We start from the raw sequence: 16876 nt of genomic DNA on the forward strand, positions 1-16876 counted from the left end.
GCCAGAATGTCGGGCTTCCCAGCCAGCCCGAGCCCACGATGACCGAGTCTCCCTCCGGCGAACCGATTGCCCCCTTCGACCCGACGGCCGACCACCGCGAATACCTGGCCACGGCCGCCGGCGGACTCGCCCCGCTGGTCGCGCGCGAGCTGGAGGGTTTCGGGGCCCTGGACCTGCGCGAAGACCGCGCCGGCATCCACTTTCACGCGGATCTCGCCACGCTGTACCGCTGCCTGCTCGGCAGCCGCGTGGCCAGCCGCATCCTGCTGCCGCTGGTACGCTTCGACGAACCCGACGGCGATGCCTGCTACGTCGCCAGCCGGGCCCTGGACTGGCCCGCCCTGTTCGGACTCGACACCACCTTTGCGGTGGACGTAACCGGCAAGAGTTCGCACATCGGGCATACCCATTTCGCCGGGGTGCGCGTGAAGGATGGCATCGCCGACGCCTTCCGCGACGCCACCGGCGAACGCCCCGACGTGGACGCCGCCGATCCGGACGTGCGCGTGCTGCTGCAACTGCAGGGCCGACAGGCCCAGATCAGCCTGGACCTCGGCAACGGGGGCCTGCACCGTCGCGGCTATCGCGGCAGCGGCGGCGAGGCCCCGCTGCGGGAGAACCTCGCCGCCGCGCTGCTGATGCGTGCCGGCTGGCCGGAACACCTGGAGACCCATCCCGACGCGCAGTTCCTCGACCCCTTCTGCGGCAGCGGCACCCTCGTGATCGAGGCCGCCCTGATGGCCACCCATACCGCCCCCGGCCTGCTGCGCGAGGATTTCCGCCCCCACGGCTGGTCCGGCCACGACGCCGGACTCTGGGACCGCTGCGTGGCCAAGGCGCGTGACGCGGTGCGCCCCTGGCAGGGCCCGCCGCTGCTGGGCAGCGACCGCGACCGGGGGGCGGTGGCCGCCGCCCGCAAGGCGGCCCAGGCCGCCGGCGTGCGCGACTGCACGCGCTTCGAACAGGCCGATGCCCTGGCCCTGGAGCCCCCGGCCGACCACGGCATGCTGGTCAGCAACCCGCCCTACGGCGAGCGCATCGGCAACACCCCGGAACTGATCAAGCTCTACAGCCTGCTGGGCGAGCGCCTGCGCAGCGCCTTCGGCGGCTGGCATGTCGCCCTGCTGGTGGCGGACACCACCGACTCGCAACGCCTGGGCCTGCGCGCCAGCCACAAGCACCGCTTCTACAACGGCACCCTTGCCTGCCACCTGCTGCAGTTCGAGATCCATCGGCGCGACGAGCCGGCCGCGGCCCCGGCGCCAGATTTCGCCAACCGCCTGCAGAAGAACCTGCGTCACCTGGCTCGCTGGGCGCGGCGCCAGGAGATCACCTGCTATCGCATCTACGACACGGATCTGGCCGAATACCCCCTGCAGATCGACCGCTACGAGGCCGAGGACGGCACGGTTCACCTGCATGTGCAGGAGTTTGCCGCGCCCGCCAGCGTCGATCCCGCACGCGCCGAGGCGCGTCTGCGCGGCGCACTGGCCGCGATGCTGGAGGTTACCGGCGTCGAGCCCGCCCACCTGCATTACAAGCAGCGCCGGGCACAGAAGGGACGCTCGCAGTACCAGCGCGCGGAGACCGCCCAGCCCGCTCCGTTTCCGGTGCACGAGCACGGCTGCCGCCTGTGGGTCGACCTGGATGCCTACCTCGACAGCGGGCTGTTCCTGGACCACCGGCCGATGCGACTGCGCCTGCAACAGGAATGCCGCGGCCTGCGCCTGCTGAACCTGTTCTGCTACACCGCCGCGGTCAGCGTGCATGCCGCGGTGGGCGGCGCACGCCAGACCGTATCAGTCGATCTGTCCAACACCTACCTGGAGTGGGCCGAGGACAACTTCCGCGCCAACGGCCTGGAGGCCGAGATCCGCGATGGCCGCAGCCGTCGCCAGCCCGGCACCCACGCCCTCCTGCGCGAGGACGTGATCCACTGGCTGGAAGGGGCCAGCGACACGCCTGGCATGGTGTTCGAGCGGATCTTCCTGGACCCGCCCACCTTCTCCAACTCCAAGCGCACCGAGGACGACTTCGAGGTGCAGCGCGACCATGCCCACCTGATCCTCCTGGCCGCGCGCCTACTCACCCCGGATGGGGTGCTCTACTTCTCCACCAACCGCCGCCGCTTCGAACTGGACCACGAGGCCCTGACCGGACTCGAGGCCCGCGACATCACCCGCGAGACGCTGGACGAAGACTACCGCCGCCCGCCCCCGCCCCATCGCTGCTGGGCCATCACGCACGAAGGCCGCGAATAAAGAGGCGGGGCGCCGAGGGCAACGTCGCCCAGCCCTGCACAGGGCACACACACAAAAACGCCCCGGGAAAACCCGGGGCGTTTTGTCTTCACCGTGTCACGATCAATTCGGTGGGTAGAAGGTTTCCAGGTAGTCCAGGATCTCTTCCTCCACTTCGGGGGAAAACTCCCAGAGCCCCTGCGTGTCCTGCATCCAGCGGATCTGTTCCAGCCAGATCTTGCGGGTGTATCCACGACTCGTGAACAACCGGGCCGAGTGACAAACCGTGCAGTTGTTCTTGACGGTATCGAACCCCGGCGCCTTGATCAGTCCGGTTTCCGAATCGGTCTCGTATTCCTCGGCGGCCTCGACGTGGTCGCCCGCAGTCGCGGGCACCACCCAGAGGAGGCCGAGGATGGCCGGCAGCAGCAGGACCCTCTTCGACTTCATTTCAGCTCCTCAGGCTTCTACGTGGACATCGATGTGGTGGGCCTTGTTGTTGCCGTAACCCCGCGGGTTCCAGCCAGGAAGCACCATCGGCTGGCGCTCGCCCTTGCTGTTCGTCGCCACCGCCCAGACCTGGTAGAAACCGGTGGTCGGGAACTCGATGTCGGCCTCCCACAGCTGCCAGGCAAACTTGTTGACCGGCCGCTTGAGATCGGCCTCCTGCCACGTCTGCCCATGGTCGATGGACACATGCAATTCCTCGACATCACCCCAGCCGTCCCAGGCCTTGCCCTGGACCTTCAGGCCGTCGCCCTGAGAAACACGAACGCCGGTCTCCGGAGAGGTGATGAGGGATTTCACCGGCATCTCCTCGAGGATCACCATGTCTTCTTCCGGGACCTCGGCTCCGGCCTCGACCGGGTAGGCAGGCACGCGGTAGCTCTGCCCCGTCATCTTGGCCCCATCGTGCTCGCGGTCGCGAATCAGGATGCCCTGCAGCCACTTGCCGCTCGCGGAGCCCGGGAATCCCGGCGTGATCAGGCGCAGCGGATAGCCGTGCTGCTCGGGGATGTCCTCGCCGTTCATCGCCCAGACGATCAGGGTCTCGTCTTCCACCGCCTTGCGCATGGGGCAGCCACGGGAGATTGCATCGAGGTCGTCGCGGCCGCTCAGGTGGGCATCACCCGCCTGGTAACCGATGTAGACGGCCTTGTCCTCGTCGTAGCCGACATCTTCCAGCACGTCACGCAGGCGCACGCCCGTCCAGGTCGGGCAGCCGATGGCACCCAGATCCCACTGGTTCCCGCGCGGGGACGGTTCGAAGGCGGCACGGCCGTTGCCACCGCACTCGATCCAGATCTGCATTTCGACGTTTTCGAACTTGTTCTTCAGCTCGTCGATCGAGTAGGTCACCTCGCGATTGGCCGCCTCGCCGCTCACGGTCAGGGTCCACTCCGAGGGATCAATGCCGTCCTTCGCCGGCGGGACGCCGTTGTTGCGAATAAACATGTTGGGGAACGGGGTGACTTCGTCGTGCAGCAGGTGCGGCGGCAGCTCGCCGTTGATCGGGCGATCGTTCAAGTAGATGAAGCCATCCACCTTGCCCTCGACGCTGAATCCATCGATACCGGCGGCCACGGCGCTGGACAGGGTGCTGCGGTTGAACATGGTCTGCATGGCGGTTTCCGCGCCCAGACCCATCACGGCCAGGGCGGCACCGCCCTTGCCCAGGCGACCCAGGAAACCGCGACGGGCGGCGCCCGTCTCGGTCAGCTGTTCGGTCTCCCGGGTTTCTTCTTCGGACTTGCGGTCCATCTCGGAACCATCGTTCTTGTGGTCAGTCATTTGCCTGCCTCCGGCTTGTTCTCGGAACAAAATCTCATGTACTGCCCCTCTCTCCCTGGGACAGCCACTTGGAGTTGTAGCAAACGCCTTCAAAGCCTGCAATAAAAAATGGGGATTTTTTACAAGATCCAGAAACTTCTACATAACGCCTGTATTCGATCATCGATATGCGGTGTAGAATAGGGCCCCATTGGATCTCGCAACTTGCTGATCACAAGCTTTTATTAACCTTTTTTAATATAAACGGAAGCTACACAATGAAGATCACTTTTTGTCATTCCGCATATTCCGGTTTTATTATATTTACAGTGGCGCTGATCGGCTCGTTGCTCGCAGGCGGCATTGCCAGTGCGGAGCCCGCGGCATCCATCGAGATCCACGAAATCGAAGCCGGCGAAGGGCCCGGGATCGTGCGGCATGACACGGCCATCCTGCATTACACCGGGACGCTGGAAGAAGACGGGAGCGTGTTCGATTCCAGCCGCGAGTCCGGCGCGCCATTTGCGCTCACGCTGGGCGCGGGTCAGGTGATCCCGGGCTTCGAACAGGGCGTGATGGGCATGCGCGAAGGCGGCAAGCGCGAGATCGTCATCCCGCCGGAACTCGGCTATGGCGAACGCGGGGCCGGCAACATCATCCCGTCCAACGCGACCCTGCGCTTCGAGGTCGAGATCCTCGACGTCGAACGCGCACCGTTTAGCGGGCTGGACAACGAAGGCCTGGCCGAGAAGATCCGCGAGGGCGCAACCATCGTCGACATCCGCCGCCCGGACGAATGGGCGGAGACCGGCGTGATCGAGGGCAGCTACCGCATTACCGCCTTCGACGAGAATGGCGAGCTCAACCCGACCTTTGGCGAGCAGTTCACCAACCTGGTCAAGCCGGACGAGGAAGTCGTGCTGATCTGCCGCGTGGGCAACCGCACCGGCGCCCTCGCCCGCGCTTTGGCCGACGGCCTTGGCTACGAGAACGTCTACAACGTGACCGACGGGATCATGGAATGGCTGGACGACGATCGCCTGGTACAGCACGACTGCCCCAAGACCGCCGAAACGGCCCAGTGCTGATCTCAGAGTGAGTGCGTCGGGGGTGCCGGCTCCGGATCCGGATCGGCATCCCCGTCATCGAAATCGAGACGCTGGTTCGTGCCCGGACCAGCGTCTTCTTTCGCGTCCGGTGGCGACAGGCTAAGGCCCGCGTCGGAGGCCACATCCGCCAGGTCGCGGATCTGATCGAGCGGCGGCAGCTCTTCGAGGCGCTGCAGACCCAGGTCGTCGAGGAAGCTACGGGTGGTCGCGTACAGCGCGGGGCGGCCCGGCACCTCCTTGTGCCCTACCACCCGTACCCACTCGCGTTCCTGCAGCGTGCGCATGATCCCGGTACTGACCGCTACCCCGCGCACAGCCTCGATCTCGGCGCGGGTGACCGGCTGGCGATAGGCGATGATCGCCAGCGTCTCCAGCAGGGCCCGTGACAGCCGCGCCGGGCGCTCGGGCTGGGCGGCCTGCACGGTCGCGGAGAAGCGCGAACGCACGCGGAACCTATACCCGCCAGCGGAGCGCACCAGCTCGATCGCGCGATCGTTATAGCGTTCCTGCAGACGACCAAGCGCCCGTTCCAGCAAGGCCTGATCGATCTCGCCGAGGTCCTCGCAGGCAGCCTTCAGGTCGCGCGACCCCACCGGTTCCGCGGCCGCAAACAGCACGGCCTCCACCGCCAGCTCGACGGCCCGCAACTGCTCGTCATCAACGGCGGCGGCAGACACCTGCACGTCCGATACAGTGGTTTCGCTCACGCCGGCTCTCCCCCTTCGTCTCCCACGGGCGCCCCACGCCGGCGCAACCGGATAGGGCTGTAGGGTTCGCTCTGGCCCCACTCGATCAGGCCCGCCTTGGTCAGCTCCAGCACCGCCAGGAACGACACCACGACGCCCTGGCGCCCCTCGGTAGCCAGAAGCAGAGCCACGAAATCGGTGAAGCGTTCGGGATGCAGGCTGTCGAGGATGTTCGACATGCGTTCGCGCACCGACAGCTGCTCGGTGGAGACATGATGGTGCGCCATCAGACTGGCGCGGTGCATCACCGCCGCCAGCGCCTCCATGAGCTCGTCCAGCGTCGGCCCGGGCGGCGGCGGGCCCTCGAGCGCCTCGACGCTGGCGCCGGCGGCGAACACATCGCGATCCATGCGCGGGAGGGCATCCACTCGTTCGGCGGCGATCTTGAATTGTTCGTATTCCTGCAGCTGCCGGATCAGCGCCATGCGCGGGTCCGCATCCTCGTCTGCCTCGGCCTCCTTCGGCCGCGGCAGGAGCATGCGCGACTTGATCTCGGCCAGCAGGGCGGCCATCACCAGATACTCCCCCGCCAACTCCAGGCGCAGGGCCTGCATTACCTCGATATAGCCCATGTACTGCCGAGTGATCTCGGCGATGGGGATCGACAGGATGTCGAGGTTCTGGCGACGGATCAGGTACAGCAACAGATCCAGCGGCCCCTCGAAGGAGTCGAGAAAGACCTCCAGGGCGTCGGGCGGGATATAGAGATCGGCCGGCAGTTCCGCCACCGGCTCGCCATGCACACGATAAAGCACCTCCCCGTGCGCGCCGGTCTCGACGGTCGCGGGGCGCTCGAGGTCGTCGCTCGAGTCAGCGTACGGGTCCATGCCTCAGACTCTGGCTCATCGCAGGTAGTCCAGGCCCATGGCCCGGCGCACCTCTTCCAGGGTCTCGCGGGCCTCTTCGCGGGCGGCCTCGGAGCCCTCGACGATGATGGAGCGCACCAGCGCCGGATCCTCGGCGTATTCCTTCGCGCGTTGCTGGATGGGTTCCAGCTCGGCCTGCACCGCCTCGATCAGCGGGCGCTTGCAGTCGAGGCAGCCGATGCCCGCCGTGGTGCAGCCGGCGTGCAGCTCCTCGCGCTGGCTCGCGTCGGTGTAGACCTTGTGCAGATCCCATACCGGGCACTTTTCCGGATCCCCCGGATCGGTGCGCCGCACCCGCGCGGGGTCCGTCGGCATGGTACGGATCAGGCTCTCCACCTCGGCCGGCTCGGTGCGCAGGCTGATGGTGTTGCCGTAGCTCTTGGACATCTTGCGTCCGTCCAGGCCCGGCATCTTCGAGGCCGGGGTCAGGCGCGGCTGCGGCTCCGGCAGGATGATCTTGCCGCCACCCTCGAGGTAGCCGAACAGGCGCTCGCGATCCCCCAACGAGATGTTCTGCTGCGAATCGAGCATGGCCCGGGCAACCTCCAGGGACTCTTCTTCGCCCTGCTCCTGGAACCGCTTGCGCAGGTCGCGGTAGCGCTTGGCGGCCTTCTTGCCCATCTTGTCGGCGGCCGCCTCGGCCTTCTCGGCAAAGCCGGGCTCGCGGCCGTAGAGGTGATTGAAGCGCCGTGCGATCTCGCGCGTGACCTCCAGGTGCGATACCTGGTCCTCGCCCACCGGGACCATGCCGGCGCGGTAGGCCAGCACGTCGGCGCTCTGCAGCACCGGATAGCCGAGGAATCCGTAGGTCGCCAGGTCCTTCTCGCGCAGCTGCTCCTGCTGATCCTTGTAGGTCGGCACCCGCTCCAGCCAGCCGAGCGGGGTAATCATCGACAACAACAGATGCAACTCGGCGTGCTCCGGCACGCGCGACTGCACGAACAGCGTAGCGGAACCCGGGCTCACTCCGGCCGCCAGCCAGTCGATGACCATCTCGGTCACGTGCTGCTGCAGGTCACCCGGATCCTCGTAATGGGTGGTCAGCGCATGCCAGTCGGCGACGAAGAAGAAGCACTCGTAGTTGTGCTGCAACTCGATCCAGTTCTTCAGCACACCGTGGTAGTGGCCCAGATGCAGGCGCCCGGTGGGGCGCATGCCGGAGATCACGCGCTGGTTGGTACCCTGGTTACTGCTCACGGAATCTATCCCTTCCTCTCAGAATAAAACGGGCGCGTCCACGCCCGGTCAGTCGTCTCAGAACATGCCGCCGGACAAGGCGAACAGCATGGCCAGCAGCATCGCCGTGCGATCCACATCGTTGATGCGCACGCGGCCGTCCGCCATTGCCAGCGTGCCGTGCCAGTAGCCGGCCTCGGCATCGCGACGAACCCAGCCATCCGCAGCCAGGGCATGCAACTGCGCGTCCAGATCGATATCGGGATACGCGGCGTCGAATTCGGCTACCCATTCCAGCCCGAGTCGCAGATCGCTGTCCAGCCGCAGGGTCTCCAGCGGGCGGGTCGTCAGACTTTGCTGCGTACCATGCAGGCCGAGCTCGGCGTCCAGCGCGACCTGCCGGGGCGGCTCGTCGTTCAGCGACGCCCGCAACTGGATCGCCGGCTGGTGCTCAATCATGCCGCCCAGGGCATCGATCATGGCCGAGCCGATCAGGGCATTGCGCTGCTCGCCCTCGATGCCACGCGCGTCGACCGCTTCCAGCTCGGCCAGAAACTGCAGCATGCTGGGACGGTCCCAGCGCAGGATCCCCGCCTGCAGGTCCAGGGCCGTCAGCGTCAGGGCATCCCCCGCGCCGTCATCCACCCGGGCGTGATCGACCTGCAGCCGCAGGCGCGAATCCATGCGGTCGTTGTTCGTATGCTGGAAGGCGTCGAGGCGGGGGCGCTCCAGGTGAAGGCGGGTCGCCTCGCCCTCACGCAATTCGATCACGGCCGCCGCCAGGCCGCCTTCGTAGTCCGGCAGCCGCCCGAAGACCCCGTCGGCATCGGCCTCGAAAACCGTGGCATAACGCGCCTCGCGCGCCTCCCACGAGAAGCTGTCATCGGACAATCTCGTTTCCGGCAGGTCCAGGCTCACCAGGATCTGCTCGGACGACCAGGCGAAGCGCCCCTGGCCCGCCGCAAGATCCAGCCACAGCGGACCGCCCACCGTAGCGGCGTGTTCGGCCACCTCGGGCACGCTCATCAGGTCCATGCGCAGATCGTCGAACGCAATGCGGGTGGTCACGCCACCGCCGATCCCCGAGCGCGAATGCACCTGCAGATCCAGCGAGCGCAACAGGTGGGCGAGCAGCGAGTCGTCCGCGGCGGCCAGGGTATCCAGATCCACGAAGGAATCGCCGCGCGCCCCCAGCAGGCCATGGCGCACAGCGTGTACCAGGGGGATCTCGAAGCGCCCGTCGGCATCCTCCAGGATCAGCCGACTGCGACCGCTGGCGGCCAGGTAGCCGCGCTCGTATTCGAGCATCTCGTGACGCAGATACACCTCGCCAAGCTGAGCCTCGTGTGTCTCGGCGACGGTACCCTCGACCTGTGTGCCGACCACCACCGGCCAGATGGCCGCCACTGCCAGCACCACCACCGCAAGAACCACCCACTTACGCATTGCGCCTCCCTGCGGCCGTGCCGCGCCGTGATCCCCGCCGTCGGCCGGGGCTATTCATCCAGAAATCCCACGTCGCCCAGGCCATGCCGCATCACCTCGGGCGCGTCGCCGGTTAGATCCACCACGCTGGTGGCCTCCAGGGTCCCGGCGCCGCCGTCAATCACCAGATCCACCACCTTGCCCAGGCGCTCCTCGATCTCCCAGGGCTCGCTCAACGGGACTTCATCCCCAGGGAGTTGCAGGGTCGCGGACATCAGCGGCGACCCCAGCTCTTCCAGCAGCGCCGAGACAATCGGGCTCGCCGGCACGCGCATGCCGATCGTACGGCGCTTCGGGTGCTGCAGCCGCCGCGGGACCTCGCGGGTGGCGGGCAGAATGAACGTGTAAGCCCCCGGGGTCAGGGCCTTCATCAGGCGAAAGGCGGTGTTGTCCACCTTCGCGTAGACGCCCAGTTCCGAGAGATCGCGGCACAACAGCGTCAGGTGATGGGTCTCGTCCACCTGACGGATGCGGCGAATGCGATCCGCCCCGGTCTTGTCGCCCGGCAGGCAGGCCAGCGCATAGCAGGCATCCGTCGGCAGGGCGATGACGGCCCCCTCCTGCAGCTGGTCCAGGACCTGCCGTATCAGCCGGGGCTGGGGATTATCGGGGTGGATCGAGATCATGGGACAAGTCGGTGCGGTGATCGGCCGCGCAGTGTAGCGCATCCACCGGCGCGCCCATAAGAACGAGCCCTTAAGGAGACGCTGATTGAATCGCGCCCTCGCGCTCGAGTCGCTTTTGCGTGCGAACAAGGCGCGGTGACTGCCGTGCAGTCACTCTGCACAAGGGAGCCGCAACGCCGTGCGCGCGCAAAAGCGGCCGAGCCCCTGCTTTGAATGGTTTGTGGGGTTGGTGCCCCCTGTTCCCCGATCCTGCGTTGCGCCGCTTGCGGGTAGAACCACTACCCGCTGCTCGACGCGCCTTGTCTCGGAAAACAGGGGGCACCAACGCGAGCGCGCGATTCAATCAGCGTCTCCTTAACGGCATCCGCCCGCCGACATCGTTAGAATGATGCCCTTACCGAGGAGAATGCCGATGCTGTACATGATCCAGGGCGAGGATGCCCCCGATTCGCTGGATGCGCGCCTGGCCGCGCGCCCGGAACACGTCGCCCGGCTGCAGGCCCTGCGCGACGACGGCCGGCTGATCCTGGCCGGCCCCTGCCCCGCCATCGACAGCAACGACCCGGGCCCGGCCGGCTTCACCGGCAGCCTGATCGTCGCGGAGTTTCCCTCGCTGGAGGCCGCGCGCGAATGGGCCGACGCCGACCCCTACGTGGCGGCCGGCGTGTACACCACGGTCGACGTACGCCCGTTCAAGCAGGTGTTTTGATGAAGCGGCGCATCCTGACTACAGCCCTGAGCGCCCTGGCGCTCGCCGGGCTGCTCGCCGCCTGCGACACGCAGGACCAAGCCACGCCGGAGTTCACCGGTGACGACGTCACCACGGATACCGGGGACGCCGATACCGTCGCTATCGTCAACGGTGAAGCGATCACCCGCGCCGACCTGTTCGCCTACGCCGGCATGGACGAGGATCCCGGCCCGGCCGCGAGCGACGGCACGCTGGAGGAAGTCATCAGCCTTGAGCTACTGCGTCAGGAGGCGGTCGCCCGCGGGCTGGATACCGATGCCGAGACCCGGCGCATCCTGCGCATGGTCGAAACGAACCTGCTGGCTTCGCTGCTGATGGAACGCATCACCGCAGAGCTCGACATCACCCAGGCGGACCTCGAGGCGGAGTACGACCGCCAGATCGAGCAGATCCGCGGTACGGAATATCGCGCGCGGCACATCCTGGTGGAAGAGGAGGAACGCGCCCGCGAACTGCTCGAAGAGCTGGAAGCCGACGCGGACTTTGCCGAACTGGCCGAGGCCCATTCCACCGATCCGGGCTCGGCAGCCCGCGGTGGCGAACTCGGCTGGTTCGCCCCGGAACAGATGGTCCCCGCGTTCAGCGAGGCGGCCATGGCGCTGGAACCGGGCGAGACCACCGCGGAACCGGTCGGGAGCCGCTTCGGCTGGCACATCATCCGCCTGGAGGAAACCCGCGATACCCCGGTCCCGGAACTGGAAGACGTGCGCGCCGAGCTGATCGAGATCCTCGAAAGCCGTGCCATCCAGGAGTATCTGGAGGCGCTGCGCGAGGCTGCCGATGTCGAGATCCCGACCCGGCCCGCCAACCAATAAGACCGGAACGCTGTGCCCCCAAAGGGTACGCCGCGTCCGTTTCAGTGCCCGTCGTGCCCGGCCCCGTGGTCCATGCCGCGAGCGTCTCCGTCCATGTTGTGCCCTCGGGGGTGACCCTCACCGGCACCCTCGCTCCGCTGCACCCGGGCATGAATCGCTATGGTTTCGCCGTCGGCAAACTCCAGGAGCACCGGGATCCAGTCCCCCGCCGTCAGCGGCTCGTGCAGGCCGATGAACATCAGATGCAGTCCGCCCGGCTCCAGCACCAGGGTCTCGCCAGCCGGGAGTTCCAGGCCGTCGACCTGGCGCATGCGCATCACGCCATCCACATGGGCATGCTCGTGTAGCTCCACCACCTTCGCGATGGGCGCCTCCGCCGCAACAATCCGATAATCCTGATCGCCGCTATTGCGGAGCACGAAGTACCCCCCCGTCATGTCGCCCGGCATCAGACGAATCCACGGCGTCCCCTCCATCTCCAGGCCATCGCGGCACTCGCAGATCTGCGGCGCCTCGGCCAGGACCGGAGCCGCGGCGCCGCCCGCCAGCAAACCCGCCGCCAAAAGCCCGCCAAGAAACCGCTTGGATCCCTTCATCGCCTTTATCCTCGTTTAAGCAAAACGTAATATTGGCACAATAGGGGCTGACCGCAACCGCGGGGGTTCCCCCACAAACCGCGATGGTATGATGTGCCCCGCTGCGGGAACCTCCGGCCCGCGCGCGTCTCCAAGCGACGAGCCATACCCGGCTTGCCAGTACCGCGAACAAATCGAGATACCCATGCCGCGCGCCCTCCGCCGAGCCATCCTCCCTGTCCTGATCCTCGCCGTCGCGGTGGTGGGATTCATGATTCTGCGCGCGACCGGGCCCTCGGCCCCGCCGCCGGAGGCCAGCGAACGCACCTGGCCGGTGCAGGGTCTGACCGCCGAGCCCGGCACCCACCGCCCGGGCATCATGCTGAACGGACGCAGCCAGTCCGCCCGCGATGCGCTGCTGCGTGCCGCGGTCGAGGGCGAGATCGAAGACGTGCCGGCGCGCGCGGGGCAGCGGGTGGCGTCGGGCGATGCCCTCGTCCACATTGACCCGCGCGAGGCCCAGCTCCTGCTGGACCAGCGCGAGGCCGAACGCCAGGAACTGGAAGGCGCGGTCGAGAGCGAAGAACTGCGCGCCCGCTTCGACCGCGAGGCCCTGCGCCGCGAACGCGAGCTGCTGGCGATTGCCGAACGCGGCCTGGAACGGGCCCGCGACCTGCGCGGACGCAATCTCGGTTCCGAATCCGACGTCGATGCCGCGCGCGAACGCCTGCAACAGGCCAGCATCACCGTGGACAGCCGCGAGCAGGCCGTGGCCGATGCCCCGATGCGCCGGGCCCAGGCCGAGGCCCGCCTGGCGCGCGCCCGCGCCGCCGAGGCGCAGGCCGCGATCGACCTGGAACGCACCACCATCCGCGCCCCCTTCGACGCCCGCATCGTGGACGTCGAGGTGTCCACTGGCGAGCGCGCGCGTCCGGGAGATTCGCTGCTGCGGCTGTACGCCGTGGACGATCTGGAGATTCGTGCCAGCCTCCCCGAGCACTTGGTCGCCCGAGTGGAGGCGTTGCTGCAGGAGGGCACATCCCTCCCCGCGCACGCGACGGTCGGCGGCCACGAGATCGAGACCGAGCTGGCGCGCCTGGAGGGCGAGACCCGCAGCGGCGACTCCGGGATGCGCGGGGTGTTCGAGGTTCGCTCGGGCGGCCAGCGCCTACCGCTGAATCGATTCGTCGAGTTGCGCCTGCAGCTGCCCGAGGAGCCCGACAGCCTGGCCGTTCCGTTCGAGTCCCTGTTCGGGCGCGACCGCGTGTTCCGCGTGGTCGACGGCCGCCTGGAGTCGCTGCAGGTGGACCGTCTGGGTGACTTCATCGACGCGGACGGCAACACCCTCGCCCTGATCCGCAGCGACGCGATCGCCGCTGGCGACACCCTGATCGCCACCCGCCTGCCGAATGCCGTGGACGGCCTGCGGGTCGAGGTTGAAGAACAGGATTCCGGCCGATGAGCGAATCGGAGACCGGCAGCGCGCCGGAATCCGGGCAGCCCATGCCTGGTGGCGGCGCGCAGGAACACGACGGGCCTCCACGCGGCCCGATCCAGCTGTTCCTGGAGCATCGGCTCGCCGCCAACCTGCTGATTGCACTGATGCTGCTGGCCGGGGCCTTCGCCCTGACCAAGCTGAACACCCAGTTCTTCCCCAATTTCGAGCTCGACTTCGTGACCGTCGAAGTGCCCTGGACGGGGGCCAGCGCGGAGGACGTCGAACGCGCCATCGTCGACCCGCTGGAGCAGGACCTGCGCACCGTCGACGGCCTGCGCAACATGACCTCCACCTCGGCACTGGGCATCGGCGTGGTCACCATGGAGTTCGAGGCCGGGACCGACATGACCCTGGCGCTGGAGCAGGTCAACGACCGTGTGAACCAGCAGCGCAACCTGCCAGAGGCCGCCGAGACCCCGGTGGTCACCCGCATCATCCGCTACGAGCCGGTGGCGCGGTTGCTGCTGACCGGCCCCGAGGACCCGCAGCAACTGCGCATCCTCGCGCGTCAGTTCGAACGCGAACTGCTGGATGCCGGCATCGCGCGCATCGAGTTCACCGGCCTGACCGAGGACGAGATGGCCATCCAGGTGCCATCCGCAACGCTCTACCGCCTGGACATGACGCTCGCGGACATCGGCGAGCAGATCCGCGCCATGGCGCAGGACCTGCCGGCCGGCTCGGTGGGTCGCGACGACACCGCGCGCCAGATCCGCAGCCTGGAGCAGGCGCGCGACATCGTCAGCTTCGAGCGCCTGGTACTGCGCGGCGATGGCGAGCTGGGGCGCCTGACCCTGGGCGATATCGCGACCCTGGACCTGCGCCACCGCGATGGCCAGGTGCGCGTCCGCGCCAACGGCCAGCGGGCCATCGAGATGCAGCTGCTGCGCTCGGAGACCGGCGACTCCCTCGCCGCCGCCCAGGTGCTGGAGGACTGGCTGGCCGAGACCCGCCCCGCCCTGCCACCGGGGGTCCAGCTGCAGGTCACCGACGCCTTCTGGGAGCTCCTGTCCGAGCGCATCACGCTGCTGCTGAAAAACGGTCTGGGCGGCCTGTTGCTCGTCCTGGCGATCCTGTTCCTGTTCCTCAACCGCCACATCGCCCTGCGCGTGGCACTGGGCATCCCGATCGCGTTCACCGCCGCCTTCGTGGTGCTGTGGGTGGTCGGCGGCTCGATCAACATGATCTCGCTGTTCGGCTTCATCATGTCGCTGGGGATCATCGTCGACAACGCCATCGTGGTCTCGGAGCACGCCTACAGCCTGCACCAGCGCGGGCTCTCGGCCAGCCGCGCCGCGCGCGACGGCGCCCGGCGCATGGTCGGCCCGGTGATCGCCGCCTCGCTGACCACGGTCGCCGCCTTCCTGCCGCTGATGCTGATCGGGGGGATCATCGGCAACATCCTGTTCGACATCCCGCTGGTAGTGATCTGCGTGATCATCGCCACCTTGCTGATCGCCTTCCTGATCCTGCCCGCCCACCTCAAGGGCGTGATGCACCGGCTCAAGCCGCCGCGCCCGGGCAGCCTGCGCGAGCGTTTCGACAACGGCTTCGAGGGCTTCCGCAACGGCGCCTTCCGCCGCGCGGTCACGGTCTCGGTCAATCATTCCGGCACCACTCTTGCCTTGGCCGTCGGCGCTCTGATCCTGGCCATCGGCCTGGCCGCCAGCGGGCGCATCGGCTTCACCTTCTTCCCGTCGCCGGAGGGCACCATCGTCAACGCTGGCGTCAACTTCGTCGCCGGCACCCCGCCGGAGCGGGTGGAGGCCTTCCTGATCCACGTCGAGGAGGCCCTGGCGGAGACCGAACAGGAGCTCGGCGGCGACCTGGTGCGCGCCTCGGTGACTCGGCTTGGGCGCGGGATCGACCCCGGCGACGGCAACGCCCCACGCGGCGACCAGTTCGGCAACATCCAGGTCGAACTGGCATCGCCGGAACAGCGCGAGGTGCGCAACCGCCAATTCATCCAGGCCTGGGAGGAGCGCGTGCGCCAGGCCCCGGGCATCGAGAATTTCAGCATCGACGAGCGCCAGACCGGCCCGCCAGGACGCGATCTGGAGGTCCGCCTGACCGGCGACGACCCGCATGTGTTGAAAAATGCGGCACTGGAACTGGCGGATATCTTCGACGACTTCGCCGGCACCTTCGCCACCAACGACGACACCCCGTTCGGCCGCGAACAGCTGGTGTTCCAGGTCAAGCCGGAGGGCCGCGCCCTGGGCCTGACCACCGAATCGGTCGGTGCCCAGCTGCGCGACGCCTTCGACGGCCACCTGGCCCAGCTCTACCAGGACGGGCTGGAAGAGGTCGAGGTGCGCGTACGCCTGCCGGATCACGAGCGCCATTCCAGCGAGAGCCTGGAGCGACTGAACCTGCGCCTGCCGAGCGGCGAATTCGCCCCGTTGGGCAGCGTGGTCGATCTGCGCTCGCGCCAGGGCTTCGAGACCCTGCGCCATGCCGACACCCGCCTGGCCATCCAGGTCTCCACCGAGGTCGACCGCAGCGTGAACAACGCCGCGCGCATCCGCGCCGCGCTGGAGGACGGCCCGCTGGACGACCTCGCGGCACGCTACGGCATCGAGTATTCCTTCGAGGGGCGTGCAGCCGACCAGGCCGAGACCTTCGCCGACATGCGCACGGGCCTGATCCTGGCGCTGGGGCTGATGTACATCACCCTGGCCTGGGTGTTCGGCTCCTGGGGCTGGCCACTGATCGTGATGGCGATCATCCCGTTCGGCATCCTCGGCGCCCTGCTCGGACACTGGATCCTGAATGTGGAGCTGACCATCCTGTCGCTGTTCGGCCTGTTCGGCCTGACCGGGATCGTGGTCAACAACTCGATCATCCTGGTGAGCTTCTACCAGGGCCTGCGCGAGGCCGGGCTGGCCCTGCAGGAGGCGATCGTCGAGGCCGCCTGCCAGCGCCTGCGCGCGGTGATCCTGACCTCGGTCACCACCATCGCCGGCCTCACCCCGCTGCTGTTCGAACGCTCGGTCCAGGCCCAGTTCCTGATCCCGATGGCGATCTCCATCGTCTTCGGCCTGGCCATCGCCACCGTGCTGGTGCTGTTCGTGATCCCCGCGCTGCTGCGCCTCTACGAAGGCCGCTTCGATCGCGGCGCCACCACCACCCACCACGCCACCGAATAGCCCTCCGCGCCCACCCGTGGCTTTGTAATACCACCACGGAGCGCACGAAGATACGAAGAAGGACCTTCGT

The 16876-nt window shown here is 67.6% G+C and carries 14 protein-coding genes; 6 read left to right on the forward strand and 8 right to left on the reverse strand.

Annotation, left to right across the window (positions count from 1 at the left end):
- The first annotated feature begins 38 nt into the window (after nt 1–38).
- A complete protein-coding gene (rlmKL, locus tag D575_RS0102745; protein WP_018144381.1) occupies nt 39–2261 on the forward strand; it encodes a bifunctional 23S rRNA (guanine(2069)-N(7))-methyltransferase RlmK/23S rRNA (guanine(2445)-N(2))-methyltransferase RlmL in 2223 nt (740 codons plus the stop codon).
- A 102-nt stretch (nt 2262–2363) separates the two neighbouring features.
- Here the strand turns inward: rlmKL and D575_RS0102750 are convergent, their stop codons facing one another.
- Both D575_RS0102750 and D575_RS0102755 read right to left on the reverse strand, forming a co-directional pair.
- Nucleotides 2364–2690 (reverse strand): hypothetical protein, encoded by a 327-nt coding sequence (locus D575_RS0102750; protein WP_018144382.1) that lies wholly within the window; start codon nt 2688–2690, stop codon nt 2364–2366.
- Nucleotides 2691–2699: 9 nt separating this feature from the next.
- Nucleotides 2700–4031, reverse strand: coding sequence for a sulfite oxidase (locus D575_RS0102755; protein WP_018144383.1), 1332 nt, complete (start codon nt 4029–4031; stop codon nt 2700–2702).
- A 257-nt stretch (nt 4032–4288) separates the two neighbouring features.
- Between D575_RS0102755 and D575_RS0102760 the strand changes: the two genes are divergently transcribed.
- The gene (locus D575_RS0102760) at nt 4289–5098 is read left to right on the forward strand and encodes an FKBP-type peptidyl-prolyl cis-trans isomerase (protein WP_018144384.1); all 810 of its coding nucleotides are present in this window, start codon (nt 4289–4291) and stop codon (nt 5096–5098) included.
- 2 nt (nt 5099–5100) lie between these two features.
- Here D575_RS0102760 and scpB read toward each other — a convergent pair whose 3' ends face one another.
- From scpB to D575_RS0102785, 5 genes are read right to left on the reverse strand one after another with little or no spacing between them, the layout of a single operon-like run.
- The gene (gene scpB, locus D575_RS0102765; protein ID WP_018144385.1) at nt 5101–5826 is read right to left on the reverse strand and encodes an SMC-Scp complex subunit ScpB; all 726 of its coding nucleotides are present in this window, start codon (nt 5824–5826) and stop codon (nt 5101–5103) included.
- A complete protein-coding gene (locus D575_RS0102770; RefSeq protein ID WP_018144386.1) occupies nt 5823–6692 on the reverse strand; it encodes a ScpA family protein in 870 nt (289 codons plus the stop codon). Before D575_RS0102770 ends, scpB begins: the two co-directional genes overlap by 4 nt.
- Before the next feature lie 15 nt (nt 6693–6707).
- Entirely contained in the window at nt 6708–7928 is a 1221-nt protein-coding gene (locus tag D575_RS0102775) for a tryptophan--tRNA ligase (protein WP_018144387.1), read from the reverse strand.
- 57 nt (nt 7929–7985) lie between these two features.
- Nucleotides 7986–9353 (reverse strand): DUF945 family protein, encoded by a 1368-nt coding sequence (locus D575_RS0102780; RefSeq protein WP_018144388.1) that lies wholly within the window; start codon nt 9351–9353, stop codon nt 7986–7988.
- 50 nt (nt 9354–9403) lie between these two features.
- A complete protein-coding gene (locus tag D575_RS0102785) occupies nt 9404–10018 on the reverse strand; it encodes an L-threonylcarbamoyladenylate synthase (RefSeq protein ID WP_018144389.1) in 615 nt (204 codons plus the stop codon).
- Nucleotides 10019–10430: 412 nt separating this feature from the next.
- Here D575_RS0102785 and D575_RS0102790 point away from each other — a divergent pair, with 412 nt between their 5' ends.
- Both D575_RS0102790 and D575_RS0102795 read left to right on the forward strand, forming a co-directional pair.
- Nucleotides 10431–10727, forward strand: coding sequence for a YciI family protein (locus D575_RS0102790; RefSeq protein WP_018144390.1), 297 nt, complete (start codon nt 10431–10433; stop codon nt 10725–10727).
- Nucleotides 10727–11584, forward strand: a complete 858-nt coding sequence (locus D575_RS0102795) for a peptidylprolyl isomerase (protein ID WP_018144391.1) — start codon at nt 10727–10729, stop codon at nt 11582–11584. Before D575_RS0102790 ends, D575_RS0102795 begins: the two co-directional genes overlap by 1 nt.
- Nucleotides 11585–11625: 41 nt before the next feature.
- On the opposite strand, the gene D575_RS0102800 is transcribed toward D575_RS0102795, so the two are convergent.
- Complete coding sequence (locus tag D575_RS0102800) at nt 11626–12180, reverse strand: copper chaperone PCu(A)C (protein ID WP_018144392.1); 555 nt, start codon at nt 12178–12180, stop codon at nt 11626–11628.
- A gap of 184 nt (nt 12181–12364) precedes the next feature.
- Between D575_RS0102800 and D575_RS0102805 the strand changes: the two genes are divergently transcribed.
- Both D575_RS0102805 and D575_RS0102810 read left to right on the forward strand, forming a co-directional pair.
- Nucleotides 12365–13621, forward strand: coding sequence for an efflux RND transporter periplasmic adaptor subunit (locus tag D575_RS0102805; protein ID WP_018144393.1), 1257 nt, complete (start codon nt 12365–12367; stop codon nt 13619–13621).
- Complete coding sequence (locus tag D575_RS0102810; protein ID WP_018144394.1) at nt 13618–16806, forward strand: efflux RND transporter permease subunit; 3189 nt, start codon at nt 13618–13620, stop codon at nt 16804–16806. Before D575_RS0102805 ends, D575_RS0102810 begins: the two co-directional genes overlap by 4 nt.
- Nucleotides 16807–16876 lie beyond the last annotated feature (70 nt).

Origin of the sequence: Thioalkalivibrio sp. AKL6 (genome assembly GCF_000376905.1) — a bacterium.
Taxonomy (GTDB): domain Bacteria; phylum Pseudomonadota; class Gammaproteobacteria; order Ectothiorhodospirales; family Ectothiorhodospiraceae; genus Thioalkalivibrio; species Thioalkalivibrio versutus.